The sequence below is a fragment of the Photobacterium sp. WH77 genome, from assembly GCF_022014395.1.
Classification (GTDB): Bacteria; Pseudomonadota; Gammaproteobacteria; order Enterobacterales; family Vibrionaceae; genus Photobacterium; species Photobacterium arenosum.
In genome coordinates this window covers 46,335-61,618 of record NZ_JAKLTE010000025.1, presented here as the reverse complement: position 1 = coordinate 61,618, position 15,284 = coordinate 46,335, and the positions used below count along the sequence as shown (strand labels likewise).

Genomic DNA, 15,284 nt, shown 5'->3' with positions numbered 1-15,284 from the left:
GATCGACAGTTTGAGTGGTTTCATTATCATAACCCTCAGGCCGTCGGCGGATGCGCCGCCAGGATCAAATCCGGCCCCCGCAACCAATTTTCTTTTTTAAGAAAATATGCGACACTAGCTCAGTTGGTAGAGCGCAACCTTGCCAAGGTTGAGGTCACGAGTTCGAACCTCGTGTGTCGCTCCAAATTCTTAGCTTGCAAAAGCGGTTGTCATCGTACCTGACGGTGAGACGTGATGCGACACTAGCTCAGTTGGTAGAGCGCAACCTTGCCAAGGTTGAGGTCACGAGTTCGAACCTCGTGTGTCGCTCCAAATTCTTAGCTTGCAAAAGCGGTTGTCACCGTACCTGACGGTGAAACGTGATGCGACACTAGCTCAGTTGGTAGAGCGCAACCTTGCCAAGGTTGAGGTCACGAGTTCGAACCTCGTGTGTCGCTCCAAATTCTTAGCTTGCAAAAGCGGTTGTCACCGTACCTGACGATGAAACGTGATGCGACACTAGCTCAGCGGGTAGAGCGCAACCTTGCCAAGGTTGAGGTCACGCCCGGTACCTTGAAGATCAGGAACCTCGTGTGTCGCTCCAAATTCTTAGCTTGCAAAAGCGGTTGTCACCGTACCTGACGGTGAAACGTGATGCGACACTAGCTCAGTTGGTAGAGCGCAACCTTGCCAAGGTTGAGGTCACGCCCGGTTCCTTGAAGATCAGGAACCTCGTGTGTCGCACCAGATTTCCTACTTGATAGGAAGATCACAGCTTAATACATTAAAAGCTGTAGAATCGCACAACCATTACTGTGAAGTAATAGTCTTTGAGGTCAGAGCTTTGCCTCGCGAGGTTCTATCGGACAAAGTCCAGGCCACCTCAAGCTTACATAAGTATCAGTAAGCTGAAATCAACATCATCCCAAATCAGTCAAGACAGCCGAAAGGTTGTTTTTTTGTCTGAAATTAAGATGCTCTGTATTCCCATACTGAGAAGTATTGGCGACCATCAATGATGACAGTCAATGTTGTTTAGCCAATATAGGCTACACTACAATCTTGTCTGCACGTCAAATCAGCCCTAAAGCACATGAGTGTTTATTCGCTTGGGTTTGCTGTTATCCAAATTAAATTCTGCATTTGCATCATCTAATGCACAGAGTTATCCACATCATTTTCTTTGTGGATAAGTCGGTTGATTAGTTGTGCTGTCCATCTGTGCATAACTCTGTGCATTTAAATATTTATCCCCATTATCAACAGAGAATTAATCTTTCAGTGTTTGTTTAACTTGTTGTTTTTTATGTATTTAATTGTGATGATTTCAAAGTTGTGAACAGGGTGATCATATAATGATCATGGTGAATAACATTCTTAAATCAAACAGCTTCAGCTTGTGCTTAATAACCAGTGTTCATAACCAAAATGGTGCAAATGAAATTGTTTTCCACATACAAAAAAGGCTGATCGGGATCGCGTTTTGTAGCCCGTGAATCACCCGCAAACGAAGGTGACGCGTGGTTACTGGTTTCAGGCGTCTCGGGGAAGTCCTTTTTCGACGATTCGGATCAGCCGCTTGGTTTTATTGGCTACGACATCCACACGGGCTTCATCCCGCCTGGTTATTTGACGATGGATTGACCAGTCAAGGTGTTCATCCAGCATACTGTCCAACCCTTTACGTTCAATCAAGGCGTTAAGCAGTGCCGGAGTGTAGGGAGCATTACCAATAGCGACACTGAGATTGCGTAGCCACTTGAGATGACCGATGCGCCGAATGGGCGAGCCTTCGGTGTTTTTCAAGAACGTGGCTTCGTCCCAGTTGAATAATGTCAGCAGATCTTGCTGATAGAGCTGAGGTCGGCAGTGGTAATCTTGTTCATCCGTGATCGCCGACTCCCGGTTGTAGGGGCACACCAGTTGGCAGTCATCGCAGCCGTAAATCCGGTTACCCATGGCTTCGCGGAATTCTTCCGGAATAGGACCATCCAGCTCTATGGTCAGGTAGGAGATACAGCGGCGCGCATCGACCACGCCGTCAGCGACAATGGCCTGAGTCGGGCAACTGGTGATACAGGCCACACACTTACCGCATTGATTGTCTACGGGCTCATCTGTGGGCAATGGCAAATCAATCAAGAGCTCACCGAGGAAGAACCAGGAACCTGCGTCCTCACTTAATATGAGGGAATGCTTGCCCGTCCAGCCTAATCCGGCTTTTTCCGCGAGCGGGCGTTCCAGGATAGGCGCTGAATCGACAAAAGGCCGGTAGCCAAAAGCACCGGTAACCTGCTCGATTTTCTGGCCCAGCTGTTTGAGGCGGTTACGGACCAGCTTATGGTAATCGCGGCCGAGGGCATAACGGCTGATATAGGCTTTTTCGGGCTGTTTCAGGGTCTGGGCAAAGCCGGCTTCCGGTGGCAGGTAATTCATCCTGACACTGATGACTCTGATCGTTCCGGGCAATAACTCAGCCGGACGAGCCCGCATCATGCCATGACGAGCCATCCAGTCCATCTCTCCGTGATAGCCGGCATCCAGCCAGCGTTGTAGCTGAGCCTCGTGCTTTGACAGGTCAACATCGCAGATACCAACATGCTGAAAACCCAGGTCTTTACCCCATTGTTTTATGTCGTTAGCGAGCTGTTGATAGTCGAGCATGATGTGGCTGCCGTCTGATGGATGAATTGGGGGCCGGAGTGTAGCACAGTTCGCTCAGTGAAAAATAATCAGCGATGGCGAAAAATACGGCACGGATTGTTGTGCCAGGAAACGCTTTTCGGCACTATTTTAAAGTATATGCCCAGTACAGGGTGCTTTGATAAGCAGATGCAGAGCGAAGGAAGTCGTGCCGACATGACAGAGACGTCGTTACCCAGCTCCGCTTTTCGGGCCAGGCAGGTTCGGGAGGGTGAGAAACAGGCGGCACAAAAGCTGGGCTGGCCTATGTATCAGTTAATGGAAAATGCAGGGTTGGCGGTATTTGAGTGCCTTCAGTATTGCCATTCCACGGCAAAACATGTGCTGGTGTGTTGTGGCGGTGGTAACAATGGCGGCGACGGCTATGTGGTTGCCCGCTTGGCACGTGAAGCCGGGCTAACAGTCACGCTGTGGCAGTTGGGGGAGGCTTCCCGTTTACAGGGCGAGGCGGCGCTGGCCCGGGATGCCTGGCTGGCCTGCGGTGGCAAGATAGACACCCCGAAGGCACATATTGATGCAGCGGTTGATGTGATTGTCGATGCTATCCTGGGGACCGGGTTGTCCGGTGCCGTGCGTGTGAATGCTGCAGCGCTGATAACAACGCTCAACGCCACCGCTAAACCTGTCATTTCCGTGGATATTCCGTCGGGCTTGTGCGCTGATACCGGCCAGATACTGGGTGAGACGGTAAAAGCCTGGCAGACAGTCACCTTTATTGGTATGAAAAGAGGATTGCTGACCGGGCAGGCCGCCTTGTACCGGGGAGAGTTAATCTTTGCCGGGCTGGGCGTTGCCGAGGTGCTGGAGCAGCTGCAACCGGCCAGTACCAGAGTGATTCAGCAAGATGATATTGCCGCCATGCTGCCTCCGCGCTCGCGGACAGCCCATAAGGGCAGTTACGGCCGGGTGCTATGCCTGGGAGGCGATCAGGGCATGGGCGGTGCGATTCGTCTGGCATCTGAAGCCTGCGCCAGAGCTGGCGCAGGCCTGACAGCAGCCGTCACACATACTGACAATGTGCTGGCAATTGTGGCCGCGCGTCCTGAGATAATGGCTCAGAGCTGGCAACTGGGTTTTGACCGGGCTAATCAACAGCTCAGCAGCCGGATTGACTGGGCCGATGTTGTAGTATTAGGCCCGGGCCTTGGTCAGCGCGCATGGGGAAAAGCGCTCTATGCCAGCCACAGTGTGGTGCGACAGGATCAGTCACTGGTGCTGGATGCAGATGGATTGAACTTATTGGCTCAGGCACCAGACTATAAAGAGAACCGCATTTTGACGCCTCATCCTGGTGAGGCAGCCCGATTACTCAATCTGACCGTTGCAGAGGTCGAAGCCGATCGTTTTGCTGCCGCTGAACAGATCCAGCAGCGCTATGGCGGGGTCGTAGTGCTGAAAGGAGCCGGTACTGTGGTGTATGATGGCCGGCAGCATTATGTCTGTCTGGCCGGAAACCCCGGCATGGCGACGGGTGGAATGGGGGATGTGCTGGCAGGACTCATTGGTGGACTGCTGGCGCAGGGGCTGACGCTATCGCAAGCGGGCCGGGCTGGTGTGTGGATTCATAGCCGGGCAGCAGATCTGGCTGCAGAGTCAGGGGAACGTGGCTTGCTGGCTGGTGATCTCTTTGCGTATATTCGACAATTGATAAATCTAAGATAAAGATAACGACAACAATGCAGACATTGAATATTGTGTTGGCCGATGAAGCGGCAACGGTGGCTTTTGGTCAACAATTGGCTCAGGCCTGTGAGCGGCAGACGACGATTTACCTTCACGGTGATTTAGGTGCAGGTAAAACAACCTTTTGCCGGGGCTTTATCCGTGCGCTGGGTCATCAGGGCAATGTAAAAAGCCCGACCTATACCCTGGTGGAACCTTATGAACTGCCGCCCTGGCAGGTTTACCATTTTGATCTTTACCGTCTGGCAGATCCGGAAGAGCTGGAATTTATGGGGATCCGTGACTATTTCACTTCGGATGCCATCTGTCTGGTTGAATGGCCGGAAAAAGGCACAGGATTATTGCCGGCGCCGGATCTGGATATTGAACTTCGCTACGTAGATCAGCACCGTCAGGTTGAAGTGACGGCGAACAACGGCTACGGGATGGCATTGTTAAAGAAACTGGAGCAGAGTTGATTCAATGGGGTGGCGCAGAAGTTTTTCTTTGACGGTTTTTCTTGCCGGGATAGTGAGCGGCTCAGCTCTGGCGAATGAAGTAGAAGGGATTCGTGTATGGCCAGCCCCGGATGAAACCCGGGTCGTGCTGGACATGGAGGAAGAGCCGACTTTTACCTATTTTACGCTGACTAAACCTGATCGTCTGGTGATTGATCTGAAGGATACTTCGTTGAAATCGTCGTTACCGGTTTTGGTCAAAGACAGTGATGTATTGACGAAAATTCGCAGCAGCAGCCCGCCGGAAACCGGGACATCCCGTCTGGTGTTTGAGACCCGCTCCACCACATCCCCCAAGATTTTCAAACTGCCACCGACTCCGGATGGCCATTACAGTCACCGTCTGGTGCTGGATCTGCCGCATGCCGCCAAAACCGAAACCGTCAAATCGGCGGACACGGGCAGCAAGGCAAAAGCGGTCGACAGCATTCACCTGCCTTACGGTAATGACGATATTATCGTGGCCATCGATGCCGGCCATGGCGGGGAAGACCCCGGTTCTATCGGCCCGAGCCGGAAATATGAAAAAAATGTCACTTTGACCATTGCGCGTAAGGTGGCTGATCGCATTAACGCTACACCAGGCATGAAAGCGGTCATGACCCGTCGGGGGGATTACTTCGTCAATCTGAACAAACGCTCTGAAATTGCCCGCAAGAACAAAGCGCATTTACTGGTTTCTATCCATGCGGACGGTTTTCATAAACCGCAGCCGCAAGGGGCGTCTGTCTGGGTATTGAATACCCGCCGCGCCAATACAGAAATCGGCCGCTGGCTCGAACAGCAAGAGAAGCAGTCTGAATTGCTGGGCGGCGGCGATGTGCTGTCCGGCGGTCAGGACGATCAGTACCTGAGTATGGCGGTGCTGGATTTGCAGTTCAGTCATTCACAAAAAGAAGGGTATGACGTTGCCAGCCGGGTACTGAACGAAATGGCTAAAGTGACTAAGCTGCATAAGTCGAAACCCGAGCATGCCAGTCTGGCGGTACTGAAATCACCGGATATCCCTTCACTGCTGGTTGAAACCGGATTTATCACCAATCCGCGCGAAGAACGTTTGCTCAACAGCACCAGCCACCAGAACAAGCTCTCAGAGGCGGTGTATAAGGGAGTGTTGGCTTATTTCAATGATAAACCACCGGAAGGGACCTTATTTGCCGCCCGCAAGCACGGTATTAAGCACAAAGTCGCCAGCGGCGAGTCATTGAGCGTGATCGCCGATAAATACAACTCGTCTGTCCAGGCAATCCGTCAGATGAACCAGTTGTCATCCAATGTGGTGAAAGTGGGCCAGATATTGCGAATTCCTGCCGGTAAAACGGCCAGCCACAACAGCGGCACCACTAACAGCAGTGCTGCCGTGGCCAGCATCACGCACAGCACCGTGGTGCATACCGTGCAGCGGGGCGAATTTTTGGGTAAGATCGCCAGCCGGTATAAAGTGACAGTCGACAGTATTCGGCAGGCTAACGCTTTGCGATCAGATGAACTGGCCGTCGGCCAGAAGCTGAACATTCCGGTTCAGCGCAAGCTGGTTGAGCATACTGTACGCCGCGGTGAATTCCTCGGTAAAATTGCAACCCATTATGGGGTCAGCGTCAGTAGTATCCGGCAAGCGAATCAGCTAAGCTCAGATACACTGGCGGTGGGCCAGAAACTTAAAATTCCAAGCACTTAATTGCAGACCTGATTATGCCCATTCAGATATTACCTGCCAGGCTGGCTAACCAGATCGCCGCTGGTGAAGTAGTGGAACGCCCTGCTTCTGTGGTGAAAGAGCTGGTGGAAAACAGTCTGGATGCTGGCGCAACCCGTATTGAAATCGACATTGATAAAGGCGGCAGCCGCACCATTCGCATCCGTGATAACGGAGTCGGAATAGTGAAAGAAGAGCTGCAACTCGCGCTCAGCCGTCACGCTACGTCAAAAATCACGACTCTGGATGATCTGGAAGCTATCGCCAGCCTTGGCTTCAGGGGGGAGGCACTGGCGAGTATCAGCTCGGTATCCCGTCTGACGCTGACATCCCGTACCGATGCGCAGCCGGAAGCCTGGTCGGCCTATGCTGAAGGGCGTGAAATGACGGTGCAGCTTAAACCGGCCGCTCACCCGGTCGGGACGACAGTGGAAGTACTGGATCTGTTTTTCAATACCCCGGCTCGCCGTAAATTTCTCCGTACCGAAAAAACCGAATTTGCCCATATTGATGAACTGCTCAAGCGTATTGCACTGAGCCGGTTCGATGCCAGTATACTGCTGCGCCACAACGGTAAACTGATCCGTCAGTATCGCGCTGCAGAGACACAGGCGCAAAAAGAGCGCCGGCTGGCCGCCGTGTGCGGGCAGGGTTTTCTGCAACATGCGCTGTCACTGGAGCTGGGTCACGGCGACCTGCGCCTGTCAGGCTGGATCTGCACCCCGCAAGGGGCGCGGGCACAGAACGATATTCAGTACTGTTACGTCAATGGCCGGATGATGAAGGATAAGCTGATCAATCATGCTATCCGTCAGGCCTTTGAAGGCGCCCTGGCCGCAGAGCAGTACGCGGCTTACGTGCTGTTCATTGAGGTCGACCCGCACCAGGTGGATGTTAACGTTCACCCGGCCAAGCACGAGGTACGCTTTCACCATGCCCGTCTGGTGCATGATTTTATCTATCAGGGCGTGCAAAGTGCATTGCAGCAGAGTGGAGCTGAAAGCAGCCTGTACTCGGCACCAGAACGAGCATCGGCCCGCGGTGATGCCGCCCAGCCGGATGCTTACCAGATCAAGGAACCGGCACCGCTCAGCAGGCAGCCGGATCCGGCACAAGACACCGATAGCTCGCGCGTCTCTTCTTCCAACGCACTGGATGCTATTGCCAATACCCCGGCCTATCCGCGACAAGCGCCGGCAAAAGAATGGCGACAGAGCGATGAGTCTGTTACCTCAGCCCGCCCAGCCGGTCGTCCAGAGCAGGAGAGGGCCGCTGTTGCCCCGGTGTCGTCCCGTCCTGCTGCCAGTACCCGGAGCCACTCGCCTCGTCAGCATGGCGGAGAATCGCCTTCCAAAACGGAAGTTGCGGCCTATCAGGCATTGATGCAAACACCTGTCGCATCGGCAGAACCTGAGCAGATGCCACGCCAGCCGCAGAGTGTACAACTTGCCAACGTCTGGCGTGAAACGCCGGAACCGGTCAAACGCGCTCCGGTACTCAACAGCCAGCCGGAGCATGGACTGGGTAAAGCGCTGACCGTAATTGCAGAGCGCTATCTGCTGGTCAGCCATGGCACTGATGTGGCTTTGTTATCGCTCACAGAGGCAGATCAGCTGCGCATCAAAGGGCAACTGGAATTTGCCCGTCATGACGGCCTTAAACCTCAGCCATTGCTGATCCCGCTGGTGATCCCAACTACACGGCGGTTAAGCCAAAGTGCCGGACAGCACAGCGCGGTCCTGCAGAAACTGGGTATCCAGATCCGGGCAAAAGGGCAGGATAAACTGGTGATCCTGGCGGTGAGCCTGCCGCTTCGCCAGCAGAACCTGCAATTGCTGATCCCTGCGTTACTGGATCAACTCTGCACGCTGTCAGAGGCCGGGGAACAACTGAGTCATACTGATTACTGGGAAGCTTTGCTGGATTGGCTGTCGGCCGAACTGTCGGCTCACAGTGAACGCTTCAGCCTGTCACAGGCCATTACTTTGCTGGGTGAGCTCGAACAACTCTGGGGGAGTACCCTGGAATCTTATTATTCCCGGCTGCTGCGTCCGGTCGATTTGCAGCCGGCATTAGAAGCGTTTAAACATGACTAAATCTCTTCCACAGGCCATTTTTCTGATGGGGCCTACCGCGTCGGGAAAAACCGACCTGGCAATCCGTTTGCGTCAGCAGTTGCCTGTTGAATTAATCAGTGTGGACTCTGCACTGATTTATCGTGATATGGACATTGGTACCGCGAAGCCGGATGCTGCTGAGCTGGCTCAGGCACCGCATCGGCTGATCGATATTCGTGATCCGTCACAAAGTTATTCAGCCGCCGATTTTCGCGAAGATGCCCTTAAAGAAATGGCAGATATCGTGGCGGCTGGTCGCATTCCATTATTGGTTGGCGGCACTATGCTCTACTTTAAGGCATTGCTGGAGGGGCTTTCGCCACTCCCGCAGGCTGATCCGGCTATTCGTGCTGAGATTGAGCAACAAGCCCAGGAACAGGGTTGGCTGGCTTTACATGAAGAATTACAACAAATTGATCCCGTCTCTGCGACACGGATCCATCCAAATGATCCACAACGATTGTCGCGGGCATTGGAAGTTTTCCGAATTTCAGGTAAAACTTTAACTGAGTTGACCCAAACGCAGGGGGAAACATTACCTTACCAGGTACACCAATTTGCGATAACACCCATGGATAGGGCTATTCTGCATCAGAGGATCGAACAGCGTTTTGACAAGATGATCAAAGCAGGCTTTGAACAGGAAGTTCGAGCCTTGTATGAGCGGGGGGATCTGCATCCGGATCTCCCGTCAGTGCGCTGTGTTGGATACCGACAGATGTGGGATTACTTTGACGGAAATTGCACCTTGGATGAAGCGGTTTTTCGCGGAATCTGTGCAACCCGTCAGTTAGCCAAGCGGCAAATTACCTGGCTTCGCAGCTGGAAAGCGCTGACTTGGTTGGATAGCAGTGATGTAGAGAAAGCGTTACAAACAGTCACAAACTCCGTTAGCCGTGAGGTTTGATTAACGTGTATACTCATCTCTGCTTTGCGTATTGTTTTTTTGTTCATTGAAACATACAACTACAAACAAATAAGGAAAAGAAAGAATGGCTAAGGGGCAATCTCTACAAGACCCGTTTTTGAATGCGCTGCGTCGTGAAAGAATCCCGGTTTCTATTTACTTGGTCAATGGTATTAAGCTCCAGGGACAGATTGAGTCATTTGACCAGTTCGTTATCCTGCTGAAAAACACTGTCAACCAAATGGTGTACAAGCACGCTATTTCTACTGTCGTACCGGCTCGCCCGGTAAATCATCACCATTCAGGTGATCGTCCGACAACAGAACGTGGTCAGGAAAAAACAGAAGAATAATATTCTTCGATAAGGAGTTGATTGCTTGTTTGACCGTTATGAAGCCGGTGAACAGGCAATTCTTGTTCATATCAACTTCACGCAAGAAGGGGAATGGGAAGATCTCAGCGAGTTTGAAATGCTGGTCTCCTCGGCGGGAGTCAATAAGCTGCGTGTGATTACAGGCAGCAGACAGTCTCCCCACCCTAAGTATTACGTGGGAGAAGGTAAAGCACAGGAAATTGCCGATGCGGTCAGGGCGGAAAACGCCGAGATCGTCATTTTTAACCATTCACTCTCGCCTGCCCAGGAGCGAAACCTGGAGCGGCTGTGCAAATGCCGGGTTCTGGACAGAACCGGATTGATCTTGGATATCTTCGCTCAGCGTGCGCGTACCCATGAGGGTAAGTTGCAAGTCGAGCTGGCGCAGTTACGTCATATTTCTACCCGTTTGATCCGAGGCTGGACCCACCTTGAACGACAGAAGGGCGGGATAGGTCTGCGCGGACCGGGTGAAACTCAGCTTGAAACTGACCGTCGTTTACTGCGCGAAAGGATCAAGGCGATTCTGCGTCGCTTGGATAAGGTATCCAAACAGCGGGATCAGGGCCGCCGAGCCAGAAGTCGGGCAGATATTCCGACAATTTCGTTAGTCGGTTATACCAACGCCGGTAAGTCTACCCTGTTTAACCGGGTAACTGATGCCGGGGTATATGCTGCGGATCAGCTGTTCGCCACCTTGGATCCGACGTTGCGGAAAATCGATGTGGACGATGTGGGGACCAGTATCCTGGCCGATACGGTCGGATTTATCCGCCATCTTCCTCATGATCTGGTGGCTGCGTTTAAAGCCACGCTGAAAGAAACCCAGGAAGCCGCGTTGTTGTTACATGTGGTGGATGCCAGTGATGAGCGTTATCGGGAAAATATCGATGCGGTCAACACGGTACTGGAAGAGATCGACGCCGGTGATGTCCCGGTATTGGTGGTCATGAATAAGATCGACAACCTGGAAGAGGCTGAGCCGCGTATTGAGCGCGACGAAGACGGTATTCCACGGCGGATCTGGGTTTCTGCCCGTGAAGGGACAGGTATTGATGTGCTTTTCACGGCACTGACGGAACGGCTGTCCGGGACTATGGTCACCCATACTCTGCGTCTGCCGCCGGCAGTGATCGGTCGCTTCCGGAGCAAGTTTTATCAGCTTGGGGCGATTGTCAGGGAAGAGTATGAAGAAAATGGTAACCTGATACTGGATGTACGTTTACCCATCGCAGAATGGGCTCGACTGCAAAAAAGAGAGCACCAGGGGCTGGATGACTTTATCCTTGCCTGATGGACTGCTAGAGTAATAAAAACTGTCGTCATATCATATTGATGGAGTTCTATAATGGCGTGGAATGAGCCTGGAAACAACGGTGGCCGCGATAAGGACCCTTGGGGGAACAATAATCGTGGTGGTCGTGAACAAGGGCCGCCTGATCTCGATGAAGTGTTTGCAAAACTGAGTCGTAAGTTTGGTGGTATTTTTGGGAATAAGCGTGGACCTTCGAGCGGCGGCGGTGCTGTCGGCTTAGGTGTCATTGCTGTTATCGCGGCTGCGATTTGGGGATTTTCTGGGTTTTACACTGTTGGCGAAGCTGAGCGTGGCGTCGTACTTCGGTTTGGTAAATTCTATGAAATGGTCGATCCTGGTCTGAACTGGAAACCTACCTTCATCGATGATGTTGAGCTGGTCAACGTACAGGCGATTCGTTCTCTGCGCAGCTCAGGTCTGATGCTGACGAAGGATGAAAACGTACTGAGAGTTGAAATGGAAGTGCAGTACAGGGTGTCTGACGCACAGAAGTATCTGTTCAGTGTGACCAATGCGGACGACAGTCTGCGCCAGGCGACGGATTCTGCACTGCGTGCGGTGATCGGTGACTCCACTATGGATGAAGCCCTGACCCGTGGCCGTCAGACGATTCGTGCCAATACCCAGACTGATATCGATAAGATTACCGATAAATATGACATGGGTATTCTGGTGGTGGACGTGAACTTCCAGTCAGCCCGTCCGCCGGAAGCTGTGAAAGATGCATTTGATGATGCGATTGCAGCCCGTGAGGATGAGGAGCGCTTTGTGCGCGAAGCGGAAGCATACAGCAACGATATTTTGCCGAAAGCGACAGGTCGTGCTGAACGTCTGAAGAAAGAAGCGGAAGGTTATACCGAGAAAGTGGTTAACGGCGCACTGGGTGAAGTGGCTCAATTTGAGAAACTGTTACCTGAGTACAACGTAGCGAAAGAAGTAACCCGTAATCGCTTGTATCTGGACACTATGGAACGCGTTTACTCCAACACCAGCAAGGTGATGGTGGACTCGAAATCTGGTGGCAATCTGTTATATCTGCCTTTGGACAAGCTGATGAATCAGTCTGAAGGCAGTAAGCAGCAAATGAGCCCATCCAGCTCGTACGGTATTGAGCTGGAGAAGACGGAAAATGCGAATCCTACTCCAGCGGCACCGCGTGCTGACTCTGGTCGTCAGGGGAGATATTAATTATGCGTAAGTTAATTATCCCGCTCGTAGTCATTCTCATCGCTCTGGTGTTGATGTCCGTCTTCGTCGTCAAAGAGGGCGAGCGTGGAATTGTGGTTCGTTTCGGTCGAATCATTAAAGATGACGTTAGCAACATGACACGTGTGTATGAGCCGGGCCTGCACTTTAAAGTACCGGTATTTGACCGTGTTCGTAAACTGGATGCCCGTATTCAGACCATGGATGATCAGGCTGACCGTTTTGTCACTTCTGAGAAAAAAGACGTGATCATCGACACTTATGTAAAGTGGCGTATTCAGGACTTTGGTCAGTATTACCTGACCACCGGTGGCGGTAATACCGCAACGGCGGAAGGGCTGCTGAAACGTAAGGTTGTCGACAGTCTGCGTGCTCAGATCGGTGCCAAAGAGATCAAACAGATAGTGTCTGGTCCGGATCGTGGCAACAACGTGGATGCCGGCGCTGCTGCACCCGTTGATGAAAGCGTGGCCATTGCATCTGAAATTGTGCAGGAAGTGGCCCCCAAGCGAGAGCTGGAAGGCGAGCGTGACAAGATCATGGCAGATGTACTGGCAGAAACTCAGATCAGTGCCCGTGACCTTGGTATCGAAGTGGTTGATTTCCGGATGAAGAAAATCAACCTGCCGGATGAGATCAGCGAGTCTATCTATCGCCGTATGCGTGCCGAACGTGAATCGGTTGCTCGTAAGCACCGTTCTCAGGGCCGTGAAAAAGCCGAGGTTATCCGTGCTCAGTCTGAGCTGGAAGTCGCCAAGATTATTTCTGAAGCAGAACGTATTGCCCGCATCCAGCGCGGTGATGCTGAAGCGAAAGCTGCAGATATCTATGCGACTGCGTTTAACAAAGATCCGGAGTTTTATAACTTCCTGCGTTCTTTGAAAGCGTACGAAAACAGCTTCAGTTCCAAGCAGGATATTCTGGTGGTTGATCCAAACAGTGACTTCTTCAAATACATGAAAGGGTCGGACGGCCTGAACTAAGAGGGTTCAGTGCTGACAAAAAGACAAGGCGTTGGCCTTGTCTTTTTTTTGTCTGAGACCTGGAGATTATGAGCCGATAGCGGGGTAAAACGATGAGTCAAACATTCTGGCTGGCCGTCGGGCTGGTACTGATTCTGGAAGGTTTGGGGCCATTACTGGCACCCAGGGGCTGGCGCGAACTGATCAGTCAGTTGAGCAGCCAGGATGATCAGACATTACGCCGTATAGGTGGTTGTTTAGTCGTCGCTGGCAGCGTTATTGCTTATATCATGTTCACCCAGCTGTAAATCCTGACGTAGGGTATTCGTGAAGCCTGCCTTTCGATTTTCTGGGTCATGGTCAAAAAATGACTGCAAGCAAATTTGTAAGGTGCTAGAATCCATTTTTAACTACTGATAGACGAAGAAAGATGGCAAACAATGTAGTCGTTCTCGGCACCCAGTGGGGTGACGAAGGTAAGGGCAAGATCGTTGATCTGCTGACTGAAGATGCACAATATGTGGTTCGCTACCAGGGCGGTCACAACGCAGGTCACACCCTTGTCATAGATGGTGAAAAAACTGTCCTGCACTTAATCCCTTCAGGCATCCTGCGTAACAACGTGAAATGCATTATCGGTAACGGTGTCGTCCTTTCTCCTGATGCTCTGCTGAAAGAAATGGAGCCACTGGAAGCGCGTGGTATTCCAGTTCGTGAGCGTTTATACCTGTCAGAAGCTTGTCCGCTAATTCTTCCGTATCACATTGCGCTGGACCAGGCTCGTGAGCTGGCTCGTGGTAAGAAAGCAATCGGTACGACTGGCCGTGGTATCGGTCCTGCCTATGAAGATAAAGTTGCTCGTCGCGGTCTGCGTGTTGGCGATTTGTTCGATAAAGAGGCATTTGCCGAGAAGCTTAAGGAAGTGATGGCTTACCATAACTTCCAGCTGGAGCATTATTACAATGTTGAGCCTGTAAGCTACGAAGAAGTACTGGAAACTGTGCTGGCTCAGGCGGACATCCTGACATCTATGGTTATTGATGTAACCCAGGAGCTGGATGACGCACGCAAGCGTGGCGACAAGATCATGTTCGAAGGTGCACAAGGCACACTGCTGGACATCGATCACGGTACTTACCCGTATGTGACTTCTTCTAACACGACGGCGGGCGGTGTTGCTGCCGGTTCTGGCTTTGGTCCTCGCTACCTGGGTTACATTCTGGGCATCGCCAAAGCGTACTGCACACGTGTTGGTGCTGGCCCGTTCCCGACTGAGCTTGATGATGCAGTCGGTGAGCACCTGGGTGTGAAAGGTAATGAGTTTGGTGCAACCACAGGCCGTAAGCGTCGTTGTGGCTGGTTTGATGCCGTTGCAATGCGCCGTGCTGTGCAAATCAACTCAGTGTCCGGTTTCTGTCTGACTAAGCTGGATGTTCTGGATGGTCTGGAAGAAATCAAGATCTGTACCGGTTACAAACTGCCGGATGGCAAGATCCTGACTGTGTCTCCAATGGCGGCTGATGCATTCGAAGACGTAGAGCCTATCTACGAAACTATGCCAGGCTGGACTGAGACTACCTTCGGTGTGAAAACACTGGAAGAGTTGCCGCAGGCGGCACTGAATTACATCGCGCGTCTGGAAGAGCTGACAGGTGTACCTGTCGATTTGATCTCAACCGGCCCTGATCGTAACGAAACCATCATCAAGGTGCATCCGTACGCAAGCTGATTGCTGAGCGATTTGACCTGATGCTCAAAAGCCAACCCTAGGGTTGGCTTTTTGTTGTTCGCTTTCTGAAATTTTGACTAAAGTCTGTTTGCCTCTGGTCGATAAGGTTCATACCGC

12 protein-coding genes and 5 tRNA genes are annotated in these 15,284 nt (G+C 52.1%); 16 read left to right on the top strand and 1 reads right to left on the bottom strand.

What is annotated here, in order from left to right:
- The first annotated feature begins 108 nt into the window (after positions 1–108).
- From L6J37_RS19200 to L6J37_RS19180, 5 genes are all read left to right on the top strand, one after another.
- A tRNA-Gly gene (locus tag L6J37_RS19200) sits at positions 109–184 on the top strand.
- A 52-nt stretch (positions 185–236) separates the two neighbouring features.
- Positions 237–312, top strand: a tRNA-Gly gene (locus L6J37_RS19195).
- A gap of 52 nt (positions 313–364) precedes the next feature.
- Positions 365–440 (top strand) — tRNA-Gly (locus tag L6J37_RS19190).
- Between the two features lie 52 nt (positions 441–492).
- A tRNA-Gly gene (locus L6J37_RS19185) sits at positions 493–583 on the top strand.
- A 52-nt stretch (positions 584–635) separates the two neighbouring features.
- A tRNA-Gly gene (locus tag L6J37_RS19180) sits at positions 636–726 on the top strand.
- 786 nt (positions 727–1,512) lie between these two features.
- Here the strand turns inward: L6J37_RS19180 and queG are convergent.
- The gene (queG, locus tag L6J37_RS19175) at positions 1,513–2,643 is read right to left on the bottom strand and encodes a tRNA epoxyqueuosine(34) reductase QueG (protein ID WP_192017344.1); all 1,131 of its coding nucleotides are present in this window, start codon (positions 2,641–2,643) and stop codon (positions 1,513–1,515) included.
- 195 nt (positions 2,644–2,838) lie between these two features.
- On the opposite strand from queG, the gene L6J37_RS19170 reads away from it, so the two are divergent.
- From L6J37_RS19170 to L6J37_RS19120, 11 genes are all read left to right on the top strand, one after another.
- The gene (locus L6J37_RS19170) at positions 2,839–4,344 is read left to right on the top strand and encodes an NAD(P)H-hydrate dehydratase (RefSeq protein ID WP_237796234.1); all 1,506 of its coding nucleotides are present in this window, start codon (positions 2,839–2,841) and stop codon (positions 4,342–4,344) included.
- Positions 4,345–4,358: 14 nt separating this feature from the next.
- Entirely contained in the window at positions 4,359–4,823 is a 465-nt protein-coding gene (gene tsaE / locus L6J37_RS19165) for a tRNA (adenosine(37)-N6)-threonylcarbamoyltransferase complex ATPase subunit type 1 TsaE (RefSeq protein ID WP_192017346.1), read from the top strand.
- Between the two features lie 4 nt (positions 4,824–4,827).
- A complete protein-coding gene (locus L6J37_RS19160; RefSeq protein WP_442957020.1) occupies positions 4,828–6,540 on the top strand; it encodes an N-acetylmuramoyl-L-alanine amidase in 1,713 nt (570 codons plus the stop codon).
- Positions 6,541–6,554: 14 nt separating this feature from the next.
- Complete coding sequence (gene mutL, locus L6J37_RS19155) at positions 6,555–8,654, top strand: DNA mismatch repair endonuclease MutL (RefSeq protein ID WP_237796232.1); 2,100 nt, start codon at positions 6,555–6,557, stop codon at positions 8,652–8,654.
- Complete coding sequence (gene miaA / locus L6J37_RS19150) at positions 8,647–9,582, top strand: tRNA (adenosine(37)-N6)-dimethylallyltransferase MiaA (protein WP_192017349.1); 936 nt, start codon at positions 8,647–8,649, stop codon at positions 9,580–9,582. The genes mutL and miaA overlap by 8 nt, the downstream gene beginning before the upstream one ends.
- A gap of 85 nt (positions 9,583–9,667) precedes the next feature.
- On the top strand, positions 9,668–9,934 hold the full coding sequence (gene hfq / locus L6J37_RS19145) for an RNA chaperone Hfq (RefSeq protein WP_027254057.1): 267 nt from the start codon (positions 9,668–9,670) through the stop codon (positions 9,932–9,934).
- Between the two features lie 25 nt (positions 9,935–9,959).
- Positions 9,960–11,249: a ribosome rescue GTPase HflX gene (gene hflX, locus L6J37_RS19140; protein ID WP_192017350.1), complete on the top strand. Its 1,290-nt coding sequence runs from the start codon at positions 9,960–9,962 to the stop codon at positions 11,247–11,249.
- 54 nt (positions 11,250–11,303) lie between these two features.
- Entirely contained in the window at positions 11,304–12,458 is a 1,155-nt protein-coding gene (gene hflK, locus L6J37_RS19135; protein ID WP_192017351.1) for an FtsH protease activity modulator HflK, read from the top strand.
- Between the two features lie 2 nt (positions 12,459–12,460).
- On the top strand, positions 12,461–13,459 hold the full coding sequence (hflC, locus tag L6J37_RS19130) for a protease modulator HflC (protein WP_192017352.1): 999 nt from the start codon (positions 12,461–12,463) through the stop codon (positions 13,457–13,459).
- Between the two features lie 92 nt (positions 13,460–13,551).
- Positions 13,552–13,746 (top strand): DUF2065 domain-containing protein, encoded by a 195-nt coding sequence (locus L6J37_RS19125; protein ID WP_192017353.1) that lies wholly within the window; start codon positions 13,552–13,554, stop codon positions 13,744–13,746.
- A gap of 122 nt (positions 13,747–13,868) precedes the next feature.
- Entirely contained in the window at positions 13,869–15,167 is a 1,299-nt protein-coding gene (locus tag L6J37_RS19120) for an adenylosuccinate synthase (RefSeq protein WP_192017354.1), read from the top strand.
- The last annotated feature ends 117 nt before the right edge of the window (positions 15,168–15,284 follow it).

Coding starts and splice junctions, on each gene's coding strand:
- mutL (WP_237796232.1), top strand. CDS start 6,555: ATGCCCATTCAGATATTACCTGCCAGGCTGGCTAACCAGATCGCCGCT.
- miaA (WP_192017349.1), top strand. CDS start 8,647: ATGACTAAATCTCTTCCACAGGCCATTTTTCTGATGGGGCCTACCGCG.
- L6J37_RS19160 (WP_442957020.1), top strand. CDS start 4,828: ATGGGGTGGCGCAGAAGTTTTTCTTTGACGGTTTTTCTTGCCGGGATA.
- queG (WP_192017344.1), bottom strand. CDS start 2,643: ATGCTCGACTATCAACAGCTCGCTAACGACATAAAACAATGGGGTAAA.
- hfq (WP_027254057.1), top strand. CDS start 9,668: ATGGCTAAGGGGCAATCTCTACAAGACCCGTTTTTGAATGCGCTGCGT.
- L6J37_RS19120 (WP_192017354.1), top strand. CDS start 13,869: ATGGCAAACAATGTAGTCGTTCTCGGCACCCAGTGGGGTGACGAAGGT.
- L6J37_RS19170 (WP_237796234.1), top strand. CDS start 2,839: ATGACAGAGACGTCGTTACCCAGCTCCGCTTTTCGGGCCAGGCAGGTT.
- hflC (WP_192017352.1), top strand. CDS start 12,461: ATGCGTAAGTTAATTATCCCGCTCGTAGTCATTCTCATCGCTCTGGTG.
- L6J37_RS19125 (WP_192017353.1), top strand. CDS start 13,552: ATGAGTCAAACATTCTGGCTGGCCGTCGGGCTGGTACTGATTCTGGAA.
- hflK (WP_192017351.1), top strand. CDS start 11,304: ATGGCGTGGAATGAGCCTGGAAACAACGGTGGCCGCGATAAGGACCCT.
- tsaE (WP_192017346.1), top strand. CDS start 4,359: ATGCAGACATTGAATATTGTGTTGGCCGATGAAGCGGCAACGGTGGCT.